This is a genomic window from Thioclava sp. 'Guangxiensis' (assembly GCF_045348365.1).
Taxonomy (GTDB): Bacteria; Pseudomonadota; Alphaproteobacteria; order Rhodobacterales; family Rhodobacteraceae; genus Thioclava; species Thioclava kandeliae.
On record NZ_CP155822.1, the window covers coordinates 2,035,467 to 2,057,613 of the forward strand.

Annotated in this window: 18 protein-coding genes and 1 tRNA gene; 9 read left to right on the forward strand and 10 right to left on the reverse strand. The window is 61.2% G+C overall.

The window, feature by feature from the left end; genetic code table 11:
• Positions 1-822, reverse strand: coding sequence for an enoyl-ACP reductase FabI (gene fabI, locus ABEB22_RS10140; protein ID WP_339113027.1), 822 nt, complete (start codon positions 820-822; stop codon positions 1-3).
• 176 nt (positions 823-998) lie between these two features.
• Between fabI and pdxH the strand changes: the two genes are divergently transcribed.
• The 6 genes from pdxH to ABEB22_RS10170 all read left to right on the forward strand — a co-directional run bounded on the left by pdxH (position 999) and on the right by ABEB22_RS10170 (position 7,431).
• Entirely contained in the window at positions 999-1,622 is a 624-nt protein-coding gene (gene pdxH / locus ABEB22_RS10145; protein ID WP_406870203.1) for a pyridoxamine 5'-phosphate oxidase, read from the forward strand.
• 141 nt (positions 1,623-1,763) lie between these two features.
• On the forward strand, positions 1,764-2,300 hold the full coding sequence (locus tag ABEB22_RS10150) for a cold shock domain-containing protein (RefSeq protein ID WP_339113025.1): 537 nt from the start codon (positions 1,764-1,766) through the stop codon (positions 2,298-2,300).
• An 89-nt stretch (positions 2,301-2,389) separates the two neighbouring features.
• Positions 2,390-2,794: a DUF192 domain-containing protein gene (locus tag ABEB22_RS10155; protein WP_350937426.1), complete on the forward strand. Its 405-nt coding sequence runs from the start codon at positions 2,390-2,392 to the stop codon at positions 2,792-2,794.
• An 84-nt stretch (positions 2,795-2,878) separates the two neighbouring features.
• Positions 2,879-2,955 (forward strand) — tRNA-Pro (locus ABEB22_RS10160).
• 530 nt (positions 2,956-3,485) lie between these two features.
• Positions 3,486-7,118 carry a vitamin B12-dependent ribonucleotide reductase gene (locus tag ABEB22_RS10165; protein ID WP_406870204.1) on the forward strand — a complete coding sequence of 1,211 codons (3,633 nt, stop codon included), beginning with the start codon at positions 3,486-3,488 and terminating at the stop codon, positions 7,116-7,118.
• 61 nt (positions 7,119-7,179) lie between these two features.
• Positions 7,180-7,431, forward strand: a complete 252-nt coding sequence (locus tag ABEB22_RS10170; RefSeq protein ID WP_339113022.1) for a hypothetical protein — start codon at positions 7,180-7,182, stop codon at positions 7,429-7,431.
• 196 nt (positions 7,432-7,627) lie between these two features.
• Here ABEB22_RS10170 and ABEB22_RS10175 read toward each other — a convergent pair whose 3' ends face one another.
• From ABEB22_RS10175 to ABEB22_RS10185, 3 genes are read right to left on the reverse strand one after another with little or no spacing between them, the layout of a single operon-like run.
• The gene (locus ABEB22_RS10175; RefSeq protein WP_406870205.1) at positions 7,628-8,908 is read right to left on the reverse strand and encodes a sensor histidine kinase; all 1,281 of its coding nucleotides are present in this window, start codon (positions 8,906-8,908) and stop codon (positions 7,628-7,630) included.
• Positions 8,905-9,558 carry a response regulator transcription factor gene (locus ABEB22_RS10180; protein ID WP_339113020.1) on the reverse strand — a complete coding sequence of 218 codons (654 nt, stop codon included), beginning with the start codon at positions 9,556-9,558 and terminating at the stop codon, positions 8,905-8,907. Before ABEB22_RS10180 ends, ABEB22_RS10175 begins: the two co-directional genes overlap by 4 nt.
• Positions 9,559-9,597: 39 nt before the next feature.
• The gene (locus tag ABEB22_RS10185; RefSeq protein WP_406870206.1) at positions 9,598-10,581 is read right to left on the reverse strand and encodes an aldo/keto reductase; all 984 of its coding nucleotides are present in this window, start codon (positions 10,579-10,581) and stop codon (positions 9,598-9,600) included.
• A gap of 108 nt (positions 10,582-10,689) precedes the next feature.
• On the opposite strand from ABEB22_RS10185, the gene ABEB22_RS10190 reads away from it, so the two are divergent.
• Together ABEB22_RS10190 and ABEB22_RS10195 are read left to right on the forward strand one after the other, a co-directional pair.
• The gene (locus tag ABEB22_RS10190; RefSeq protein WP_406870207.1) at positions 10,690-11,592 is read left to right on the forward strand and encodes a LysR family transcriptional regulator; all 903 of its coding nucleotides are present in this window, start codon (positions 10,690-10,692) and stop codon (positions 11,590-11,592) included.
• A 135-nt stretch (positions 11,593-11,727) separates the two neighbouring features.
• Positions 11,728-12,696 (forward strand): aldo/keto reductase, encoded by a 969-nt coding sequence (locus ABEB22_RS10195; RefSeq protein WP_350937438.1) that lies wholly within the window; start codon positions 11,728-11,730, stop codon positions 12,694-12,696.
• Between the two features lie 31 nt (positions 12,697-12,727).
• On the opposite strand, the gene ABEB22_RS10200 is transcribed toward ABEB22_RS10195, so the two are convergent.
• The gene (locus tag ABEB22_RS10200) at positions 12,728-13,621 is read right to left on the reverse strand and encodes a LysR substrate-binding domain-containing protein (RefSeq protein WP_339113016.1); all 894 of its coding nucleotides are present in this window, start codon (positions 13,619-13,621) and stop codon (positions 12,728-12,730) included.
• Between the two features lie 75 nt (positions 13,622-13,696).
• Positions 13,697-14,671: a class 1 fructose-bisphosphatase gene (locus ABEB22_RS10205; protein WP_406870208.1), complete on the reverse strand. Its 975-nt coding sequence runs from the start codon at positions 14,669-14,671 to the stop codon at positions 13,697-13,699.
• 179 nt (positions 14,672-14,850) lie between these two features.
• Here ABEB22_RS10205 and ABEB22_RS10210 point away from each other — a divergent pair, with 179 nt between their 5' ends.
• Positions 14,851-15,813, forward strand: a complete 963-nt coding sequence (locus ABEB22_RS10210; protein ID WP_339113014.1) for a bile acid:sodium symporter family protein — start codon at positions 14,851-14,853, stop codon at positions 15,811-15,813.
• 54 nt (positions 15,814-15,867) lie between these two features.
• On the opposite strand, the gene rocF is transcribed toward ABEB22_RS10210, so the two are convergent.
• From rocF to ABEB22_RS10230, 4 genes are all read right to left on the reverse strand, one after another.
• Positions 15,868-16,806, reverse strand: a complete 939-nt coding sequence (gene rocF, locus ABEB22_RS10215; protein ID WP_350937446.1) for an arginase — start codon at positions 16,804-16,806, stop codon at positions 15,868-15,870.
• A 214-nt stretch (positions 16,807-17,020) separates the two neighbouring features.
• Positions 17,021-17,599 carry a hypothetical protein gene (locus tag ABEB22_RS10220; RefSeq protein ID WP_350937448.1) on the reverse strand — a complete coding sequence of 193 codons (579 nt, stop codon included), beginning with the start codon at positions 17,597-17,599 and terminating at the stop codon, positions 17,021-17,023.
• A gap of 245 nt (positions 17,600-17,844) precedes the next feature.
• The gene (locus tag ABEB22_RS10225; protein WP_350937451.1) at positions 17,845-21,051 is read right to left on the reverse strand and encodes a chemotaxis protein CheB; all 3,207 of its coding nucleotides are present in this window, start codon (positions 21,049-21,051) and stop codon (positions 17,845-17,847) included.
• A gap of 165 nt (positions 21,052-21,216) precedes the next feature.
• Entirely contained in the window at positions 21,217-22,146 is a 930-nt protein-coding gene (locus ABEB22_RS10230) for a carbohydrate kinase family protein (protein WP_406870209.1), read from the reverse strand.
• Between the last annotated feature and the right edge of the window lies 1 nt (position 22,147).

Here is a 22,147-nt window from a genome sequence, read left to right on the forward strand (position 1 = left end):
TCAGTCCTTGCGCTTGGTGGTGACGTCGATATCGGGCGCGTCCACGGCCTTCATCCCGACGACATGGTAGCCCGCGTCCACATGCAGCGTCTCGCCGGTGGTGGCGGTGCCCAGCTCGGACAGCAGGAACAGTGCGGCCTTGCCGACCTCATCCTGCGTCACGTTGCGGCGCAGCGGCGAGTTCAGCTCGTTCCATTTCAGGATATAACGGAAATCGCCGATCCCCGAGGAAGCCAGCGTCTTGATCGGACCGGCCGAAATGGAGTTGCAGGTGATGCCCAGCTTGCCCACATCTTCCGCGATATATTTGACCGAAGCCTCGAGAGCCGCTTTGGCGACGCCCATCACGTTATAATGCGGCATGACCTGTTCGGCACCGTAATAGGTCAGCGTCAGGAGCGCGCCGCCATCGGGCATGATCTCGACGGCACGACGGCACACAGCGGTGAAGGAATAGACCGACACGTCCATGGTGACGCGGAAGTTCTCGGGCGAGGTGTCGACATAACGGCCGCGCAGCTCGTTCTTGTCGGAGAACCCGATGGCGTGAACGAGGAAATCGATCTTGCCCCATTTCTCTTTCAGCGATGCGAAGAGCTGGTCGATGGACTCGCCATTCGAGGCATCGCACTCGACGACCGTATCGCAGCCCAGCTGCTCGGCCAGCGGATCGACGCGTTTTTTCAGCGCTTCACCGTGATAGGAGAGGGCGAGTTCCGCGCCTGCATCCCGAAGTTGTTTGGCAATGCCATAGGCGATGGATTTATCGTTCGCCAGGCCCATGATCAGGCCGCGTTTGCCTGCCATAAGGTTATTGGTCATGTCAGGTTTCCCCCGCTTCCCTCTGATATGTCGGATTGCATTAAGAGAAACGCAACAAAAGAACAAGGTGCAGCGCTTGCATTCCGCGCCCTTGCGCGCAAGTTGTGGCATGGTATCCGCGCCTCGGGGCTTCATGCCCGCTGCAGCGGTAATAAAGATGGACGGAGGATGACCCGATGGGGGATCGCGAGGGAATTTTTGCGGGCAATGACCCGTTTGCCATTGCAAAAACATGGCTGGCCGAGGCCGAGGGAACAGAGATCAACGATCCCAACGCGATCGCGCTTTCGACAGTCGATGCGCATGGTCTGCCCAATGCGCGGATGGTGCTCCTGAAGGAGATCGAAGGACAAGATGCCGCATCTGGCGGGGCCTTCGTCTTCTACACCAATTACGAATCACGCAAGGCGCAGGAGCTCGATCATGCGGGTAAGGCCGCTTTCGTGATGCACTGGAAGTCCCTGCGCCGCCAGATCCGGGTGCGCGGGCTCGTGTCGCGCGAGGATGGTCCGCAGGCGGACGAATATTACGCCTCACGTTCGCTGAAATCCCGTCTGGGCGCGTGGGCGAGCCGCCAGAGCCAGCCCCTTGATAGCCGCGCGACGCTGATGGCCGAAGTGGCTAAGATCACCGCCCTGAAAGGGCCGAACCCCAAGCGCCCGCCGTTCTGGGGTGGCTTCCGTATCCTTCCGCTGGAGATTGAATTTTGGGCGGATGGTGCATTCCGTTTGCATGACCGTTTTCGCTGGGAAAGAAGTGACGCAACGTCAGATTGGAGCGTTCAGCGTCTAAATCCTTGAATTTCGCGCTTCGTGAATTGCGAATGAGGTAAAATAATCGTTTTTTTTCGGAAACAGTTACGTTACCTGTAGGGTATGGGAGCACAGGCTGCATTGGGCCATGCAGCGAGGTGTCTGGTTTATTCGACGGATCTATTACACATGATTGACGGTGTGCATGACTTGAGCGAGCTACGCGGTAAAGTGAAGTGGTTCGATCCAGCCAAAGGCTTTGGGTTTATTCTTGATGGGGAAGGTGGGCCCGACATCCTTCTCCATGCCAATGTATTACGGAACTTCGGACAGGGGTCGGTCGCCGATAATGCACTGATTTCTGTCAGGGTGCAGAAAACGCCGCGCGGGCGTCAGGCGGTCGAGGTATTACAGATCGAACCGCCGGAAAACGAGGATGACGTGCCGCCGATCGAGGATCTCGATGGCACCGAGCCGGCGGATCTGGAAAATCTACCGCTCGAACCGGTTCGTGTGAAATGGTTCGACAAGGTCAAGGGCTTCGGCTTTGCCAATGTGTTCGGTCGGTCCGAGGATGTCTTCATCCATATCGAGGTTCTGCGCCGGTCGGGATTTGCCGATCTGGCTCCCGGCGAGGCGGTCTGCCTCAAGGTGATCGAGGGGCGGCGTGGCCGGATGGCGGCGCAGGTTCTCGCATGGGAAAACGGTGTGCGGGCACAAGCATGATTTTCCGGCCCGGTTCTCTGTGCGCCGCGCTGGTTGCTCTGGCCTGCTATCATAGCGGGCCGGCTGAGGCCGCTGGGATTTCCTGCGCGTTGGACCGTGCCGTTTTCAGCGAGAACGGTAAGCAGCTCGATAGCTTTGATATCGAGCTGGCGACAACGGTCAAGGAGCGGGAGCGCGGTCTGATGTATCGCGAATCCATGCCGGAAGATGCGGGAATGCTTTTCGTCTATCCTGACGAAGGCCCGCGGTCGTTCTGGATGCGCAATACGCTGATTCCTCTGGATATGATCTTTATCGATGCCGCCGGCATGGTGGTCTCCGTGCATGAAAACGCTATTCCCGGAGATCTGACTCCGATCTCCTCGGGGGCCGATGCGCGTTTCGTGCTGGAGCTGAATGGGGGCAGGGCGCGGGCGGACGGGATATCGCGCGGTACCGTTTTGTCGCATCCGATGATTGCGCGTCAGGTGGCGCTGCGCCCCTGTAGCGACTAATTTCCCCGTTCGGCGCGGGAGAGGATGTTTATTCGCATCTTACCTCTTCCCCTTTTCGAACCGAGCGGTTATCAGGGCAGCAGTCGGGGCGTAGCGCAGCCTGGTAGCGCGTCTGTTTTGGGTACAGAAGGTCGTGAGTTCGAATCTCGCCGCCCCGACCACTTCCTCTCCTTCACCATGAGATCCACTCGCTTGGCGCCGCGTTACATGCCGCTGCGTTAGGAACGGCTTTATCCGTGCGCTCCGGCGCTTTCGGACGGAGGGAGAGCAGGCATGGCGTTATTTTTTCGATATGCCCGATTTTGCGTCCGCTCACCGATAGGCTGTGGATAGCTTCAGCCAGTCGGGCTGTTGTCGGGCCAAGCCTTCGTGACTCAAGGAAAACTTGCGGCCGCATGGTAGTGGGGCTGCCGCATGCCTCTGTGGAGGAATCGGTCGGCCTTTCGAGGAGACCCGCCGTCAATCCTAAAATGCCGATTTTGCTGGTTAAAGATAAGTTGACGCGCCACCGGAGCTGCGCCAACTTGTGCAGAGCTTCCGGTGAAGCCACCATATGTAGTGGTGCGGAGGCCGCGCAGGCAAATATACAGATTCCTTTTAGAATCGGTCTTGTACGGGGGTGCAAGGCTCCGGTCTGGTATGCCGGAAATGTCGGTGGGTAAGAGTTGGCTTTGTTCAGGGAATTGAGCAGATGAAGATCGAGCGGAAATTCACGACCTCTGAGAGCGGCGCTTACGGAGCTATCGCCTTCACCACCACGCAGTCCGAGATCCGTAATCCGGACGGGAAAATCGTCTTCCGTAACGATAGCGTTGAGGTGCCCGAAGGCTGGAGCCAAGTGGCCTCGGATGTGCTGGCCCAGAAATATTTCCGCCGTGCGGGTGTGCCTGCCGCGCTCAAGCGCGTGCGCGAGAAGGACGTGCCCGAGTTTCTCTGGCGTTCCGTGCCCGATGAGGCCGCGCTGAAGGATCTTCCCGAGGACCAGCGTTTCGGTGGCGAGACCTCGGCCAAGCAGGTCTTCGACCGTCTGGCCGGCGCCTGGGCCTATTGGGGCTGGAAGGGCGGCTATTTCACCACCGAAGAGGATGCGCGGGCCTATTATGACGAGATGCGCTACACTCTGGCATGCCAGATGGGTGCACCGAACTCCCCGCAATGGTTCAACACGGGCCTGCATTGGGCTTACGGCATCGACGGACCGAGCCAGGGGCACCATTATGTTGACCCGAAATCGGGCAAGCTGGTGAAATCGGCCTCGGCCTACGAGCATCCGCAGCCCCATGCCTGTTTCATCCAGTCGGTCTCGGATGATCTGGTCAATGAAGGCGGGATCATGGACCTGTGGGTCCGTGAGGCGCGTCTGTTCAAATACGGTTCCGGCACCGGCACCAATTTCTCGAGCCTTCGCGGCGAGAGCGAGCCGCTCTCGGGCGGTGGCAAATCCTCGGGTCTGATGGGGTTCCTGAAAATCGGGGACCGTGCGGCGGGGGCCATCAAATCGGGCGGCACCACGCGCAGGGCTGCCAAGATGGTCATCATCGATATGGACCATCCCGATATCGAGGATTTCATCAACTGGAAGGTCATCGAGGAGCAGAAGGTTGCCTCGCTGGTGGCCGGCTCCAAGCTGCACGAGCGTGAGCTGAACAGGATTTTTGAGGCGATCCGCACCTTTGACGGCTCGGATGAGGGCGCGGTCGATCCGGCCAGGAACCCCGCTCTGAAGGCGGCGATCAGATCCGCCAAGGGCGTGATGATCCCCGAGACCTATATCAACCGCGTGCTGCAATATGCGCGTCAGGGCTACTCGAGCATCGAGTTCCCGACCTACGACACCGATTGGGATAGCGATGCCTATGCCTCTGTTTCGGGTCAGAATTCCAATAATTCGGTGCGGGTGACCAATGCCTTCCTGCAGGCGGTGAAGGACGATGCCGATTGGGAACTTCTGCGCCGCACCGATGGCAAGGTCGCCAAGACCATCAAGGCGCGCGATCTGTGGGAGCAGGTGGGCCATGCCGCATGGGCCTGCGCCGATCCGGGCATCCAGTTCCACGATACCGTCAACGAATGGCATACCTGCCCCGAGGATGGCCCGATCCGCGGCTCGAACCCGTGCTCGGAATATATGTTCCTCGATGATACGGCCTGTAACCTCGCCTCGATGAACCTGCTGACCTTCTACAAGGACGGCCGTTTCGACGCGGAAGGCTATATCCATGCCTGCCGGATCTGGACTGTTACGCTGGAAATCTCGGTGATGATGGCGCAATTCCCCTCGGCGGAAATCGCGCAGCGCTCCTATGATTTCCGCACGCTGGGGCTTGGCTATGCCAATATCGGCGGCCTCCTGATGAATATGGGGCTGGGCTACGACTCGGACGAGGGCCGTGCGCTGACCGGTGCGCTGACCGCGATCATGACGGGCGTCTCCTATGCCACCTCGGCGCAGATGGCCGCCGAGCTTGGTGCCTTCCCGGGCTATGCGAAGAATACCCAACACATGCTGCGGGTCATCCGCAACCACCGCGCCGCCGCCCATGGGCTCGACGCGTTCGAGGGCCTCGAGGTCAAGCCGGTGGCGCTGGATCATGCCAATTGCCCCGACCCGAAGCTTGTCGAGCTGGCCACGGCCGCATGGGATCAGGCATTGGCCTTGGGCGAGGCGCATGGCTTCCGTAATGCGCAGGTTTCGGTGATCGCGCCCACGGGCACGATCGGCCTTGTGATGGATTGCGACACCACCGGTATCGAGCCCGATTTCGCGCTTGTGAAATTCAAGAAACTCGCAGGCGGCGGCTATTTCAAGATCATCAACCGCTCGGTGCCTGCAGCGCTCGCCAAACTCGGCTATAGCTCCGCGCAGGCCGAAGAGATCGTGTCCTATGCGGTGGGCCATGCCAGCCTTGGCAATTGCCCCGCCATCAACACGACCTCGCTGATCGGCCACGGTTTTGGCGATGCGGAGATCAAGAAGATCAACGCAGCACTACCGACCGCGTTCGATATCCGTTTCGTGTTCAACCAATGGACGCTGGGCGAGGAGTTCTGCACCAAGACGCTGGGTATTCCGGCGGCCAAGCTGAATGATCCGAGCTTCGATATGCTCCGTCATCTGGGCTTTACCAAAGCGCAGATCGAGGCCGCCAATGACCATGTCTGCGGCACCATGACCCTTGAGGGCGCGCCGCATCTGGACCCTGCGCATCTGAACGTCTTCGATTGCGCCAATGCCTGCGGCAAGAAGGGCAAGCGCTATCTGTCGGTCGAGAGCCATATCAGCATGATGGCGGCGGCGCAGAGCTTCATCTCGGGCGCGATTTCGAAAACGATCAATATGCCCAATTCGGCCTCGATCGAGGATGTGAAGGCGGCTTATGAACTGTCTTGGTCGCTGGGCATCAAGGCCAATGCGCTCTACCGTGACGGCTCCAAGCTCAGCCAGCCCTTGGCCTCGGCCCTGATCGAGGATGACGAGGAGGCCGAGGAGATCCTGACCTCCGGCACCCCGCAGGAAAAGGCGCAGGTGCTGGCCGAGAAGATCGTCGAGAAGGTCATCGTCAAGGAACTGGTGCGCTCGCATCGCGAGAAACTGCCCTCGCGGCGCAAGGGCTATACCCAGAAGGCGATTGTCGGTGGCCATAAGGTCTATCTGCGCACCGGCGAATATGATGATGGCGCCTTGGGCGAGATCTTCATCGACATGCACAAAGAGGGCGCGGGCTTCCGTGCGATGATGAATAACTTCGCCATCGCCGTGTCGGTGGGCCTGCAATATGGCGTGCCGCTCGAAGAGTTTGTCGATGCCTTTACCTTCACCAAATTTGAGCCTGCGGGCATGGTGCAGGGCAATGACTCGGTCAAGAATGCGACCTCGATCCTTGACTATGTCTTCCGCGAGCTGGCGATTTCCTATCTCGACCGCACGGATCTCGCGCATGTGCAGCCCAAGGGGCACACATTCGACGATCTCGATATCGGCGGCGAGGCGGCTCCGCTCGAGGAGGACGGCGCGTCCAAATCGCTCGAGGTGCTGCGCCAGATCTCGTCTTCGGGCTATCTGCGCAAACGTCTGCCGCAGGAGCTGATGATGTTCCAATCGGCCCCGCAGGCCGCCCGCGGGTTTGCCGAGGGGCAGGCGGGGTTTACGCCCAAAGCCTCCACGGCAGTCACTTCGGGGACCGTGTCGATGGATGCGCGTACCAAGGCCAAGATGCAGGGCTATGAAGGCGAGGCGTGCGGCGAATGCGGCAACTACACGCTCGTGCGCAATGGCACCTGCATGAAATGCAATACCTGCGGCGGAACCTCCGGCTGCAGCTGATCCTAGCGGTCCGGCACCCTGCCGGACCTGACCACCTCTCACCTGTTTCGCGGAGAAGACGTTGGAACTGATTATCGGAAATACGCGCGTGCTCGCGGCAGAGCTGGAGCTGATCGAGGGCGGCATGGTCGCCAAGCTTTCTGGCGATGCGCTCAAATCGGTGCTGAATGCCACATTCGGCGGACAGGCCTCGGTCGAGGTCTGGGGCGAGGGGCTCGGGGCCCGTCCCATGAGTGTGGCCGAGATCGAGATGCATGGTGCATCCTCGACCGTGACGCTGATGCAGGCGGGCAGCGTCTACGGTCTGCACTGAGATTTCCCATTCGACCCGTTTCAGGGTGGTGGTTAACGAGTTCGGGGGCAGGTGCGCTTGCCCTAGACGTCGAGAGGGCCCAGGCAAAAAAGACGCTACGAGGGCAGTGAACGAGAACGAGCCCGACTGACGAACCTCCCCCCGTTGCCTTGCGGCTGCGGGGGGCTTTTCGTTGGGCAAGGGGGCACGGAGCTGATCAGTCCCGCAGGGGCGCGGCGGGGGCCAACGGCAGATGCAGGGTCACACGGGCCTGTGGCGGCGGGCCGGCCTGCATGGCAAATGTGACCGCGATCCCCAGATCCTGCGCCAGACGGCGGGTGATATCGAGGCCGAGCCCTGCGCCTTTGGAACTGGCCGATCTGTCGCCCCGGTCCAACTGGAACCCTGCCTGACCACTGGTCTGGTTGGTGACCGTCAGCGTGCCATCGGGCGCCAGCCGGAGCCGGATCTCGCCCGTGCCGTGCTCGCGCGCATTGCCCAGCAGGTTGCGCAGGATGATCGCCAGCGCGTCGCGATCGCTCTTGATCTGCAGGGCCTCTATATCGCTATCGTCAAAAAGGATCGGCATCTGACCCGTATTGACGGGGCGCATGTCATGACAGACGAGGCGGATCAGCGCGATCACATCGATGGTTTCGCGTGCCAGCCCCAAGCCTGCCTCGGCCCGTTCGAGCTGCAAGAGCCGCTCGACCCTGAGCGACAGCCGGTCGATCGTGCCCATCAGATCGGCCTGTGCCTCGGGCAGGCGCTCGGGGGCGGCGGCCATCACCTCGATCCGGCTTCGCAGCACGGCCAGTGGCGTGCGCAGCTCATGCGCGGCATTGGCGATGAAATGGCGCTCGGCTTCCCGCAGGTTCTGGATGCGGGCGAGATAGATGTTGAAGGCCTCGGCCACGCGCGTCATCTCCTGTGGCAGGGTCTCGGAGACCAGCGGCGACAGATCCTCGGCGCTGCGCCGGCGCATCCCTTCGGAAAAGCGCACTGTCGAGGACAGGCTCTGGCGGAGCGTCAGCATGATCGCCGCCGTCACCAGTAACAGGAGCGGCAGGATCAGGAAAAGGAAAGCGCGGGCGGCCTCCATCAGCTCGTGCCGGCGCATGGCAAGGCTCTGTCCGATCTCGATTACGCCATCATCGGTGCTGCGCCGTATCACCTGCCAGCCCTCGGTGGTGTGGACGCCGTCGCGGGTGAGGTCCGGCCAAGGCGCGGCGGGGGCGGCGGCGGTTCCGTGAAGGATGCGCAGCCGCCAGTCATCGCCATCAGGATGGGCATCGGCCCATTCGGCGATGGTGCGGGTCTTGTCCTGCGCCAGAAGCCGCGCGATCAAGGTCGCATCATCCTTCAGTGCGTCATCGAGGATCTCGCCCATCTCGTGATTGAGCGCGAAAATCCCGACACAGAGCGTGGCTCCCCAGCCAATGCCCACCGCCACCAGCACATTGCGCAACAGGCGCCGCTTGAGCGACCATGCCTTCACGGGATCAGATATCCCAAGCCCCGCCGCGTTACGATGACGCCCGCGCCCAGCTTGGCCCTGAGCCGCGAGATGTAGACCTCGACGGCATTGCTCTCGACACTATCGCCATAGGCGAACAGGGTCTCTTCCAGCGCTATACGCGAGAGGATGCGTCCGCGCGCGGCCAGAAGCGCATCAAAAAGCGAATATTCGCGCGATGTCAGGTGCAGCTCCTCGTCATCGCGCCACAGGCGGGCGGCGGCACGGTCGATACGCAGATCGCCGAGCACGGTTTCGGCGGCGGGCTGGCCCTCCGAGCGGCGGGCATGGGCGCGCAGCCGCGCCGCCAGTTCGCCCAGATCGAAGGGCTTGGTCACATAGTCATCGGCTCCCGCATCCAGTCCTGCGATCCGGTCGGAGATCTGGTCGAGCGCCGTGGCGATGATCACCGGTGTGCGGTCTCCCGCGCGTCTGCGGTTGCGCAAAAGCGCGAGCCCCGAGCCATCGGGCAGCCCCAGATCCAGCACAACCCCCGCATAATCGGTGACGGCCCATGCCGCCTCGGCCTCGTCAAGCGACCCGGCCACATCCACCGCATGCCCCTGTAGCCGCAGGAAGGCGGCGATATTGCGGGCCAGATCGGGGGTATCTTCGACAAGCAGAACTCTCATAGGCTCAGCAATAGCGCGCCCGCGCGGGCAGGGGAAGCCTCAGACCTCCACCCCTTTCATGCCTTCTGCCGTGTAGCGCGCGCCTGCGACCGGCAGGGCGGCCAGATCGCAGTCCAGAGCGGCCAGCTCGGAGGCGCTGAACGCGATATCGAGCGCGCCCAGATTATCCTCCAGATAGCGCAGTCGCTTCGTGCCGGGGATCGGAACAATATCCTCGCCCTGCGCCAAAAGCCATGCCAGTGCGAGCTGCGCGGGGGTGCAGCCCTTGGCTGCCGCGCGCTCGCGCACCAGATCGGCGATGCGCAGATTGCTGGCCAGTGCGGCGTCACGGAACCGCGGCAGCATGGCGCGGAAATCGCCTTCGGCCAGTTTGCCCGGGTCGCTATAGGCGCCGGTCAGGAAGCCGCGCCCCAGCGGTGAATAAGGCACAAATCCCACGCCCAGCTCGCGGCAGGCGGGCAGGATCTCGTCCTCGACCCCACGGGTCCAGAGCGAGTATTCGGTCTGCAGCGCGCTCACCGAATGGACCGCATGGGCGCGGCGCAGTGTTGCGGCGCTGACCTCGCAGAGCCCGATATGGCCGATCTTGCCCTCCTTCACCAGCCCCGCCAGCCCCGCCATCGTCTCCTCGACCGGCTCGTCGGGATTGACGCGATGCACATAATAGAGGTCGATCCGTTCGATGCCGAGGCGCTTGAGGGAGCCCTCTACCGCGCGGCGTGCATAGGCAGGGCTGTTGTCGAGATGGCGCTCATAGGCGCCGGGCTGCCGGACGATGCCGAATTTGGTAGCGATTTTGACGGGCTGACCGGTCTCCTTCAGGAAGCGCCCGATCAGTTCCTCGTTATGGAAGGGGCCATACATATCCGAGGTGTCGAAGAAATCGACACCCGACTCCACCGCGCGATGGAGCACCTCCAGCGATTGCGCGTCATCGCGGGGGCCATAGAACTCGCTCATCCCCATGCAGCCGAGCCCCAGAGCCGATACCTCGAGATCCTTTGTCAGGTGGCGCTTTTGCATGATCCGTCCTTTCGTCTTGTCCTGGAGCCTCCTGTTTGTCATTTTCCGAAGTTGGAGGGTATTAACTCATATGGTGAATTGTTTTCCATAATCGGTAAAGGTGGCGCGATGGCAGTGGTCTGGGATGATCTGAAAGTATTTCTGGCGGTGGTGAGGGCGGGCACGCTCTCGGGAGCGGCGGCCCAGTTGCATCTGGGGCTTGCCACGGTCTCGCGCCGGATCGAGCGGCTGGAAGCGGCGATGGGCGCGCCTTTGTTCTTGCGCACCCAGACGGGGTATCGCGTGACCGAGGATGGCGCGGCGCTGGTGGAACGGGCCGAGGATATGGAGGCTGCCGCCAACAGCCTTGCAGGTCATGTGCAGCCCTCGCGCGAGGTAACGGGCACGGTCCGGCTGGCCACGGCCGAGAATTTCGCCACCGATCTCATCCTGCCTGCCTTGGGTCGGTTACAAGAGCGCCATCCCAAACTATGCCTCGATCTCGTGACAGATGTGCGCTCCGTCAACCTGCATCGGCGCGATGCGGATCTGGCGTTGCGCATGGTCAAGCCCGAGCGAGGTCATGTCACGCTGCAACGGCTGGGGCGACTGGGCTACGGTCTTTATGGCGCGCCGACATATCTGGCGCGGCGCGCGGCGCCGGCGGATGGAGCGGCCTTCGATCGGGACCGTTTCATCATGTGGGGCGAGGGGCACGCGCATCTGGCCGCCGCGATCTGGGTGGAACAGGTGCTGCAGGGCCGCCCGCCCGTCCTGTCGACCACCTCGCTTGCCACGCAGGTGGCGGGCTGTGTCGCGGGGCTGGGGCTGGCCGTGCTGCCGCATTTTCTGGCCCGCCCGCGCGGGCTGGTCTGCCTGCGCGCCGATCTGGGGATCGATCAGCCGGTCTGGCTGGTGACGCAGACCGATCTGCTGCAATCGCCGCGGGTGCGGGCGGTTGCCGGTTTCCTGCGCGATCTGGTCATGGAAAATCACAGTTATCTGGCCGGAACCATGGCAGGGGGCGCATGACGGCCTCACCATTATTTCATGAGGGAGAATACTGTTTGCAGGGCTTCGGGCATTTTCCCGCACTGCAGCCGTCCTACTGTCATGGGTCGAAGGCGCGCAGGATGCGCCGGAGAATTTGAAAAAAGGAGGCCTTTCATGAAGACCAAATCCCTTGGCACCACTGGTTTCGAGATCTCTCCCATCGTGTTCGGCGGCAATGTATTCGGCTGGACGCTGGATGAGGCCGCAAGTTTCCGCATGCTTGATGCACTCATCGATCATGGTTTCACCACCATCGATACGGCCGATGTGTATTCCGCATGGGTCGAGGGAAATAAAGGCGGCGAATCCGAGACGATCCTCGGCAAATGGTTTGCGGCCCGTCCGGGGATGCGCGAGAAGGTAACGCTCTTTACCAAGGTCGGCTCCGATATGGGCGGCCCGGGCGAGAAGGGGCTGTCGAAGGACTGGATTTCCAAGGCAATTGATCTGTCGCTGGGCCGGTTGAAAACCGATCATGTCGATCTCTATTTCTCGCACTGGCCCGATGACAGCGTGACCCATGAAGAGACGCTGGGCGCCTATCAGGATCTCCTGAAGGCGGGCAAGATCCGCGCCATCGGCGCGTCGAACTATGATTATGCGCTGCTGTCTTCGGCACAGAAAGCGGCCAAGGAGAAGGGGCTTCCGGCCTATCAGGTGCTCCAGCCCGAATATAATCTCTATGACCGTGACGGGTTCGAGGGCGAGCTGCGCGATCTCTGCATTGCCGAAAATATCGGTGTGGTGACCTATTTCAGCCTCGCAGCGGGCTTCCTGAGCGGCAAATATCGCAGCCCCGAGGATCTTAAAGGGTCCAAACGCGGCGGCATGGTCGAGAAATATATGAACGACCGTGGCATGGCGATCGTGAAGGCGCTGACCGAGGTGGCCGATGCGCACGGGGCCAAACCCGCCGAAGTGGCGCTGGCATGGCTGATCGCGCGTGATGGCGTGACAGCGCCCATCGCCTCGGCCACCAGCGAGGGCCAGCTGGCAAGTTTCGTGAAAGCGGCCGAACTGCGTCTGGCCGCAGACGAGATGACGGCGCTGACCGAGGCCGGTGCGGTCGAAGCCGCCCATTAAACGCGGGAACGGGGCCGGTTGCGGCCCCGTTTCATACCGTCAGAAGACCCGAGCGTTTCATATCTTCGCGGGCGAAATCGACCAGCGCGCGCAGTTTGGTCGGCAGGCGCTGGCCCTCGAGATAGACGATATTGACCGGAAAACTCTCGCCGGTCTCTTCGGGAAGAATCTCCACCAGACTGCCCGCATCCAGCGCGTCACGCAGCGCGAAATCCGGACAATAGGTGATACCGAGGCCCATCTCCGCATAACGGCAGGACACGCGCGCCGAGTTTACCTGAAACCGCCCGTTCACCGTGACGATCGTCCCGTTCGCAAACCTCCAGCGGCGCGGGGTGCGGCGGTTATTGTCGATAATGCAGTTGTGGTTCTCCAGATCGGCAAGGCGCGCGGGGGTCCCATTGCGGGCCAGATAGGCGGGGCTTGCCGCGAGCTTGACCCCGAACACACCGATCTTGCGCGATTTCAGCGCCATCGCGTCCAACTGGCCGATCCGGAAGGCAAGGTCGATCCCGTCCCCCGCCAGATCCGCGAATTGGTCGCTCAGCCGCAGATCGATGCTCAGATCCGGATGCGCCTCGCCGAACCGCGCCAGCATCTCGGCCAGATAGGCCTCGCCAAAGGTCACGGGGGCCGAAATGCGGATCAGCCCCGACAGCCCACGCGCGCCGTCGGCGATATCGCTGATCATCAGATCCAGATCGTCGAGAAGGGCGGGCGCGCGCGCCATCAGATCCTCGCCCGCGGGTGTCAGCCCCACCTTGCGGGTAGTGCGCTGGAAAAGCCGCGTGCCCAGACGTGTTTCGAGCGCGGCCACATATTTCGAGGTCAGCCGGTTCGACAGACCCAACTGATCGGCTGCGGCTGTGAATGAACGGGTCTGCGCGGTGGCGACAAAAGCGCGTAATTCATCGACCAGATCCATATGATCCCCCATATTTCATGGGAGATCATGGGGTGATTATCCATAACTCGCAAGCTGAGATGTGCCTGACTTTAGTCAGTTATTTTTCGCCAGATAGTCCTCGATCAGCGCGACCTCCTCGGAGGCACCGAAGATCAGCGGCACAAATTCATGCACCTCTTTCGGCACCAGATCGAGGATATCTCTCGCGCCATTGCTCGCCCGTCCACCGGCCTGCTCCATCAGGAAGGCAATCGGCACCGCCTCATAGGTCAGGCGCAGACGGCCATTCTCGTAGCCCTTGCGCGCATCCTGCGGATAGAGAAATGCTCCGCCTTTCAGGATGATACGGTGAAGTTCGCCCACGGCGGCCGCCAGCCAGCGCATGTTGAAATCGCGCCCGCGCGGGCCGGTCTTGCCCAGTCGCAGGTCATTGACATAGGCCTGAAGGCCCGCAGGCCAGTGGCGCTCGTTCGAGGCGTTATAGGCGATCACCTTGGCCTGATCGGGCAGCATGACCTTGGCCAGCGTCACATGGAACGCATTGCTTTGCGCGTCATAGGTGGCGATATGCACGCCATCGCCAAGACTATAGCCGAAATCGAGCGAATGGCCGAAAGAGGCATAGCCCGCCGCCACCGCCTCGCGGCCCGCACGCAGGAAATCCCCCGAGCCCGCCGGATAGATCGCAAACAGCATCCCCAAAGGCGCACCGATCCCGATGGAGCCCGAACCGTCGATCGGATCGATGACCAGATCCCAATCGCCTTCCGGATCGAGACAGCTGGGCAGGGCGGCTTCCTCGGACAGCACATGGCGGATATTGGCGCCCTTGAGCGCCGCCATCACATGGTCATGCGCGCCTACATCCAGCGCTTTCTGCGCATCCCCGCTGTCATTCTCGCCCACAAGAGCCGCCGGGTCACCGGGGAGTTTTCCGGCCGCCAGCCGTGCCGAAAGCGGCACCATCGCACGCGCAAGGGTCAGGACGATCTGGCCCAGATCATCGTCTTCGACCAGAGCCTCCAGCAGGGGGTAATCATGTTGCGCATCATCGGGGAGGACGAGCATGGCAATCTCCTTCATCGTGTTGCCCCTTTCTGCCCCTGATCGCAGGCGATGTCACCGAGGATTTCCCAAGCATGATTGGCAAATTGTCATTTTTTCCCACGACGGGTTGAATTTCAAAAGCAAGGTGATTATCCGCAGGATCAGAAATGAGAAATCTTGTTACGATTCCGAGGAAGAAAATGAAATCAATCGCCGCCTTCTCGCAGTTCGTGGGGCGAACCTTCGCGTTCTGGACTGTGCTCTTTGCCGTTCTGGGCTTTGCCTTCCCCGAGGTTTTCGTGCAGCTCAAAGGGCTTATTGTGCCGCTTCTGGGGATCATCATGTTCGGCATGGGGCTGACCATCTCGGCACAGGATTTTGCGGAAGTGGCCAAACGTCCGGTGCAGGTGGCGGTCGGTGTGGTGTCGCAATTCGTCATCATGCCGCTTATTGCAGTGGTGCTGACGCTGGTGGTGCCGATGTCGCCGGAAGTGGCGGCCGGTGTGATCCTTGTCGGTTGCTGCCCGGGGGGGACCTCGTCGAACGTGATGACCTATCTTGCCAAGGGTGATCTGGCGCTGTCGGTGGCTTGCACCTCCGTGACCACGATTCTGGCACCGGTGGTCACGCCCTTCCTCGTCTTCACCTTCGCCTCGACCCACCTGCCGGTAGACGGGATGGCAATGTTCCTGTCGATCCTGAAAATGGTGATTTTCCCGCTCGTGCTGGGCATCCTTGCGCAGAGATTCCTGCCCAAGCTGGTAACCGCGGCTGTGCCCGCACTGCCGCTGGTCTCGGTCACGGGGATCGTGCTGATCGTGGCGGCTGTCGTTGCCGCCTCCAAAGGCGCCATCGTCCAATCGGGGGTGATGATCTTTGGCGTCGTTGTGCTGCATAACCTGCTGGGATATCTGATCGGCTATCTGGCAGGGCGTATGACCGGCATGAGCCTTGCACGCCGCAAAGCGATCGCCATCGAGGTGGGGATGCAGAATTCGGGTCTGGGGGCGGCACTTGCGACCGCCTATTTCTCCCCCTTGGCGGCAGTGCCGTCGGCCATGTTCTCGGTCTGGCACAATATCTCGGGCGCGCTGGTCGCCAATATCATGTCGCGGATGACAGATGATTGCGCCGAGGCGGAGCCGGAAGCCGCATTGCGTTAAGCCCTTTTGGTAGAACCGGAAAACGCCCCGACTGCACGGTCGGGGCGTTTTGCGTCAGTAGCGGCGGGAATGGTTGAGGGTGGGGCGGTCGAAGACCGAGCGGCCGAAAAGCGAGGCGGTCAGATCCACCATCAGCTGCGCCGTCTTGCCGCGCTCGTCCATGAACGGGTTCAGCTCGACCAGATCGAGCGAAGTCACCAACCCGCTATCATGGAGCATCTCCATCACCAGATGCGCCTCGCGGAAGGTCGCGCCCCCCGGAACGGTGGTGCCCACGGCGGGTGCGATCGAAGGGTCGAGGAAATCCACATCGAGCGAGACATGCAGCATGCCGTTCGCGGCCTCGACCTCGGCCAGAAAGTCACCCAGAGGCTTCGCGATGCCGGTCTCGTCGATGGCGCGCATATCATAGCGGCGGATCGGGCTCTTTTTCAGCGCGTGTTTCTCGGCGGGGTCCACCGAGCGCAGCCCGATCATACAGGTATGCGAGGGCTCGAGATGGTGCTCGAGCACGGGGAACCCCTCGAAGCCCTCGCGCCCCGTCAGATAGGCTACAGGGGTGCCATGCAGGTTGCCCGAGCCCGAGCTTTGCGGGCTGTGGAAATCGGAATGCGCATCAAGCCAGAGGAGATAGAAGGGCCGCCCCAGATCGGCGGCATGCTGGATCATTCCTGCAACCGAGCCCATCGCCAGTGCGTGGTCCCCGCCCATGAAGATGGGAAAGCCCAGCTTGGCCGCCTCGCGCCCGGTCTCCATCAGGGTCCGCGTCCACGCGACCGTTTCGGCCATCTTGTAGATACGGTCGTTGTCGGGGGTGACTTCGGGCAGAGGGCCGGGGCCGAGATTGCCGAGATCCCGGACATCGCGCCCCAGTTCGGTCAGGATCTCGCGGAGACCCGCGACACGATAGGCATCCGGACCCATCAGGCAGCCCTTGCCGCGCTTGCCGCAATCGACCGGCGCACCGATAAGGATGGTATTGGTATCAGACATTGCTTCCTCCGCCCGTAGTCAACCAACTCGTCTTTGACCAAGTCTCACGCCTTGAGGTCGGAAAGGAAACCCCGCGGACATGCGATTTATGGGAGGAAATCTAGGTCGCTCTCGCAGTGAGAAAACAAAAAAGCCCTGTGATCAACGATCACGGGCCGGATACTGGGAAACAAAAAACTGGACAACAGGCCCGGATCGGGAATGTGGGGGGAGGTCAGTTATTGGCGACGAGCCGGATGGTCTGGGTCTCTTGCGCGAGCACCGGTTGGGTTTGTTCGACCGCCATCATCTGTGGTGTGTTTTCGACATAGCGGCGCAGCATATGGGCGAAGAAGGCGAGATCCTCTTTCTTCTGGGTCAGTGCCTGAAGCCGGAGCGCGACCTTGAAGGGAAGGTCGCTATCGGAGAAGGTGTCGATCTCCACATGGGCCAGATCGAGGCAGGGCATCAGAAGCGACAAAAGCGCATCCGTCGCGCCCTTTTCGAGAGTGGTCAGCGTCTGGCCCTCGCTGCGGTGGCGGATCGACAGGATCGCCTGCAGTTGTCCCACCATGTTGCGGAAGCGCACGGCAACCCGCTGCATGCCGTTCACGCTGCGCTGGGCAATGATCCGCATCCCACCCAGCATCGCGCCGGGCACTTCGATCACGTTATGCGAATTGGTCGAAACCGAGAACTCGCCACCCGTGGGGAGATGTGTGGCAAGTGCCTGCGCGAAACTGGCGATAAAAGCACTTTCCAGAGGCTCCGGCTGCCGGAACGTGATCTGGTTGCGCATGTTCTCCAAGTTCATTTCCACCCGTTCTGCAAACCATGCGCCTGTCACATCGTCGCGTAGAAGGTGTAAAGTAACTACCCCAAACTCATGATGGCTTTTCTGCCCGTCAGCACCCATCTCGGGTATCCTTTCGGTCTAATGGATTTTGTTTCTTTCACTCATCATCTGGTTGTAATTGTTAATAAGAGATTAATTCTGAGCGGGCTTTTGATCACGCCGCTTTCAAATGGCTGAAATTAGCCGATCCGTCGAAGAAACGCCTAATCGATAGCCCGTATCGAGCCGTAAACATGGGTCACCTGGCCACTTTGGTTGCAATCGATGTTGCCGCGGATCTGGCATCTGTGCGGGGCGCCGTGACGCAAATTCAGAACCTCCTCGATGGTGAACGGTTTTTTCTGCTGGATCGCATCCTGCAAGGTCTTGCGCAGGCTCGTCTGCCGCTCGGTGGGCAGATGCGAGATCAGCCCGTCGAGCGAGGGCGCTCCCGCATCTTTCCCGTTCAGCATCTCTGTCAGAACCGGGTTCCAGTAATGCAGGTTGTTGATGATATCGATGGAGAAGAAGCCCACATGCTGTTCGGTGGTGATCTCGTCGTAATGGCGCACCAACAAGTTCTCGTTCTGGATGCGCGAGAAATCGCGGCAGACGCCGATCAGGGCGATGGGTTCGCCCAGCTCGTTGCGCACGGTCGAGCCGGAGCTTTCCACGACCACTGTCGTGCCATCGCCGCGCCTGAGGCGGGCGAAGAAATGGAAGGGCTCGTTGCGGGTCAGTGCGGTCTCGATCGCCGATTTGACTATGTCGCGATCGTCCGGATGGTAGAAGTTCACCGCCTCCGACATCTTGCGTTTGGTCTTGTCGGGGGGGAGGCCGTGGATGGCGAAGGTCTCGCTCGACCAGCTCACCTCCTCGGTCGCCAGATTGACGCGCCATGTCCCGATATTGGAGAATTTGCGCAGCGTCTGGTTGAGAAGGGAATCCACTGTCATATCGACCGATGTGATCAGCACGATCAACCCGATCAGCCCCTCGTTATCGGTGACCAGAGGCGATACGGTCATCGAATGGCAATGATCGTCGATCTCGAACTGCCGGTAATGCGGACGCCGGTCCAGAAGCGCCTGCGAGCAGATATCCACAAGCGGCGGATACCCCATCGGCATATAGCATTGCGAAAGATGCCCCAGAGAATGGCCACGCTCGCGCACCTCGAAGGTGCGGACGGCCGACTGGCTGGCATGACGGATCAGGAGCCCCTGATCGAGCATCATCATCACCGTAGGCAGGCCCTTGATCAGTCCGTTCAACTCGGCCGAGGTGCGCTCCAGCTGCCCGGTATTGACCAGAAGCTCCTCATTGACGGTGATCAGCTCCTCATTGGTCGATTGCAGCTCTTCGTTGGAGGTCTCGAGTTCCTCATTGGTGGATTGCAACTCCTCGTTCGAGGATTGCAACTCCTCGTTGAGCGATTGGAGTTCCTCATTGGATGTCTGCAGCTGCTCTATGGTGATCTGTAGCGTGTCACGGGTGCGCGACAGCTCGGTTTCGAGATAATCCAGATAGTCGGTGCGTTCGACATTTTCCGGATCGGGGGCCGAGCGCATTTCGGTCTCGAACCCGATCAGGACCACCGGTTCGTCGACCTTGTCATCGATGATCGGCCATGCGGTCATCCGCACGGTGTTGAAATCACGGCCTTCGAGCTGATGCCATTGCCCCGAGCGCGCCTCGCGCTGCTTGAGTGCCACCAGCACCATTGAATTGGCCTCATAGGCCAGCGCTTTTTGCAGCACATCCAGCGTCATGCCGCCATGGATCGGCGTGCGCATCTCCACGAAGGGAGCGATGTCGCCATAGATCTTCACCACCGAACGGTCGCGATTGGTCAGGAAACCGTTCTTGACCACAGACTTGGCCAGCGCATCAAAGCGCCACCAGTCATTGGGCGGGGGCGGGGCACTGCGATAGCCACCCGGAGAGGTGGCGCGCAAGCGATTGGTGGGCGGCAGCGAGCCATTGAGCGCGGTGCTTGCCGAATTGAGCCGTGTCGAGCGTTTGCGCAGGATCTTGCCATGCTGGCTCAGCGGCACGAAGAAGCTCTCGAGCGCCCCTGTCGTCTCGGAGGTGCCAAGGAACAGATAGCCATTCTGTTTGAGCGCATATTGGATGCGGGTCAGGACCCGTTCCTGCAGTTTGGGTTCGAAATAGATCAGAACATTGCGGATCGACACGAGATCGATCGACATGAAGGGCGCGTCCTGGAAGACATTATGCCGCGAGAACATGACGAAGCTGCGCAGCTTCGATTTTACCACCACATGGTCCTCGGCCAGCTCGAAATAGCGCGCGAGATATTCCTGCGGGATATCGGTGACGGCAGAGGCCGGATATTGTCCGCGCCGCCCGATCGCCAGCGCGCGGTCGTCGATATCGGTGGCAAAGATCTGTAGCCGATCCTTCTCGACCTTGCTGAGCCCGCCCATGGCCTCGACAATCAGGATCGCGATGGAATAGGCTTCCTCGCCCGTGGCACAACCTGCGATCCAGACGCGCAGGGGCTCTTCGACCCCGTCATTGATCTTCTTGTTGAGCGCATCCCGCAGCGCGATGAACTGCTCGGGGTCGCGGAAGAAATTGGTGACCGAGATCAGCAGGTCGCGATAGAGCGCCTCCACCTCGTCGACCGAGCGGCGGCACAGCTCGACATAGTCGTTATAATTCTCGATCCCCTTGGCAATCATCCGGCGCTGGATGCGTCGGTTGATCGTGTTTTCCTTATACTGGCGGAAATCGACCAGCGTATGGCCCAGCAGGATCTGGAACAGATCGGCATTCTTGCCGGTATGCTCGTTGATGTCCTTGAGGCTCTGCAGATCGCGCGGCTGGGCAAGGATCATGGCCAGATGCTGGCCCATCTGCTGCGGCGTCAGAGTGAGGTCGACACAGCCGGTGCGGATCGCCGAGACCGGCATGGAATCATATTTCGAGCTGGAGGGCTCCTGCGCGAGGGTGATACCGCCGGCCTCGCGGATGGCCTGCACCCCGTAGCTGCCATCGGACCCCGTGCCCGAGAGAACGATCCCGACCGAACGCTCGCCCACTTCCGAGGCAATCGACTTGAACAGACGGTCGGCGGAGGGTTTTGGGGCTGCGGGATGGCCTTCGGGGCTGCGCAGCACAAATTCGCCATTCTCCAGCACCACATCATGGCCAGGCGGCGGGATATGGATCGTGTTCGCCGCAGGCACGGCCCGTTCCTCGATCTCCACGACGGCCAGCGTGGTTTCACGGCCAAGTAATTGAACCAACATGGATTTATGGCTGGGCGACATATGCTGGGCCAGCACATAGGCCAAATCAAGCGTGCGGGGGAGGTTCTGCGCCAGCAGGGATGTGGCCTCCAGACCGCCTGCGGAGGCTGCGATCCCGACGATGAAAGACGGGGTTTTCGCATCGCTTGTCACGTGTGTCTCTCCTTGCGCGGACTGCGCCAATCGGTCCCGAGGCAAAATGGCTTTCGGATTAATTCTTTATCCTAAGGTTATAGTCGGAAAAATTCGATCTGTCCAAATGGAATGGGCGCGTATCCGGAAAGGAATACGCGCCCGTTTTCTGCGGTTGTCAGGACTTTAACTTATCTCAGCGGCCCAAGGCGGATTTGCCCCCGCACGCCCGACGACGATCGCCGCTACTTTCGCCCCGAAACCGAGCGCCTCGCCAAGCGCCTCGGGCGTGATGGCGCGCAGGCTGGCCTTGTCGAGAAGCCCCAACTCCGCAAGCCGGGACAGCACACCCGCGTTGAAGCAGTCTCCCGCGCCGACTGTATCGACCACCTCCGCTCGCTGGGCGGGCACGGACACCTCCTGACCTTCTGTAAACCAGGCGGTGGCCCCTTCGGCGCCGCGCGTCACGATGACGATGGACGGCCCCTGCGCCTGCAGTGCATGGGCCTTTTGGGCCAGATCGGAGCCCTCGGGAATGAGCCAGTGCAGATCCTCGTCGGAGACTTTCACGATATCGGCACGGGCAATCATCGCCCCCAGACGCGCACGGTAGCGCGCCTCGTCGCGGATGAATCCGGGGCGGATATTGGGGTCGATCATCACCGCCCGATCCGCATGGTCGCGTGCCAGAAGGGCGGCATAGGCCTCGGCGCCCGGCTCGCAGGCCAGAGAAATGCCCCCGAAATAGAGCGCGCGCACCGTGTCGGGCAGGGGCGGCAGATCGGCCTCGGTCAGCATCCGTCCGGCGGAGTTCTCGTCATAGAAGACATAGCTTGCATGGCCATCGGTCAGTTTCACGAAGGCCATCGTGGTCGGGCGCGGGCTGCGGATGCAGAGCGCGGTGTCGACATGGCTCTCGGCCAGTCCGGCTTCCAGCTGCGTGCCGAAAAGGTCAGTCGACAGCCCTGTCAGCATCGCGGTCGGCTGCCCGAGCCGCCCCAGCGCGATGGCCGTGTTGAACACCGCTCCACCATTATGGGGCACAAATCCGTCGGGCCCTTGGGTGGTGGGCTTGGGGATCATATCGATCAGGGCTTCACCGGCACATAGGATCATG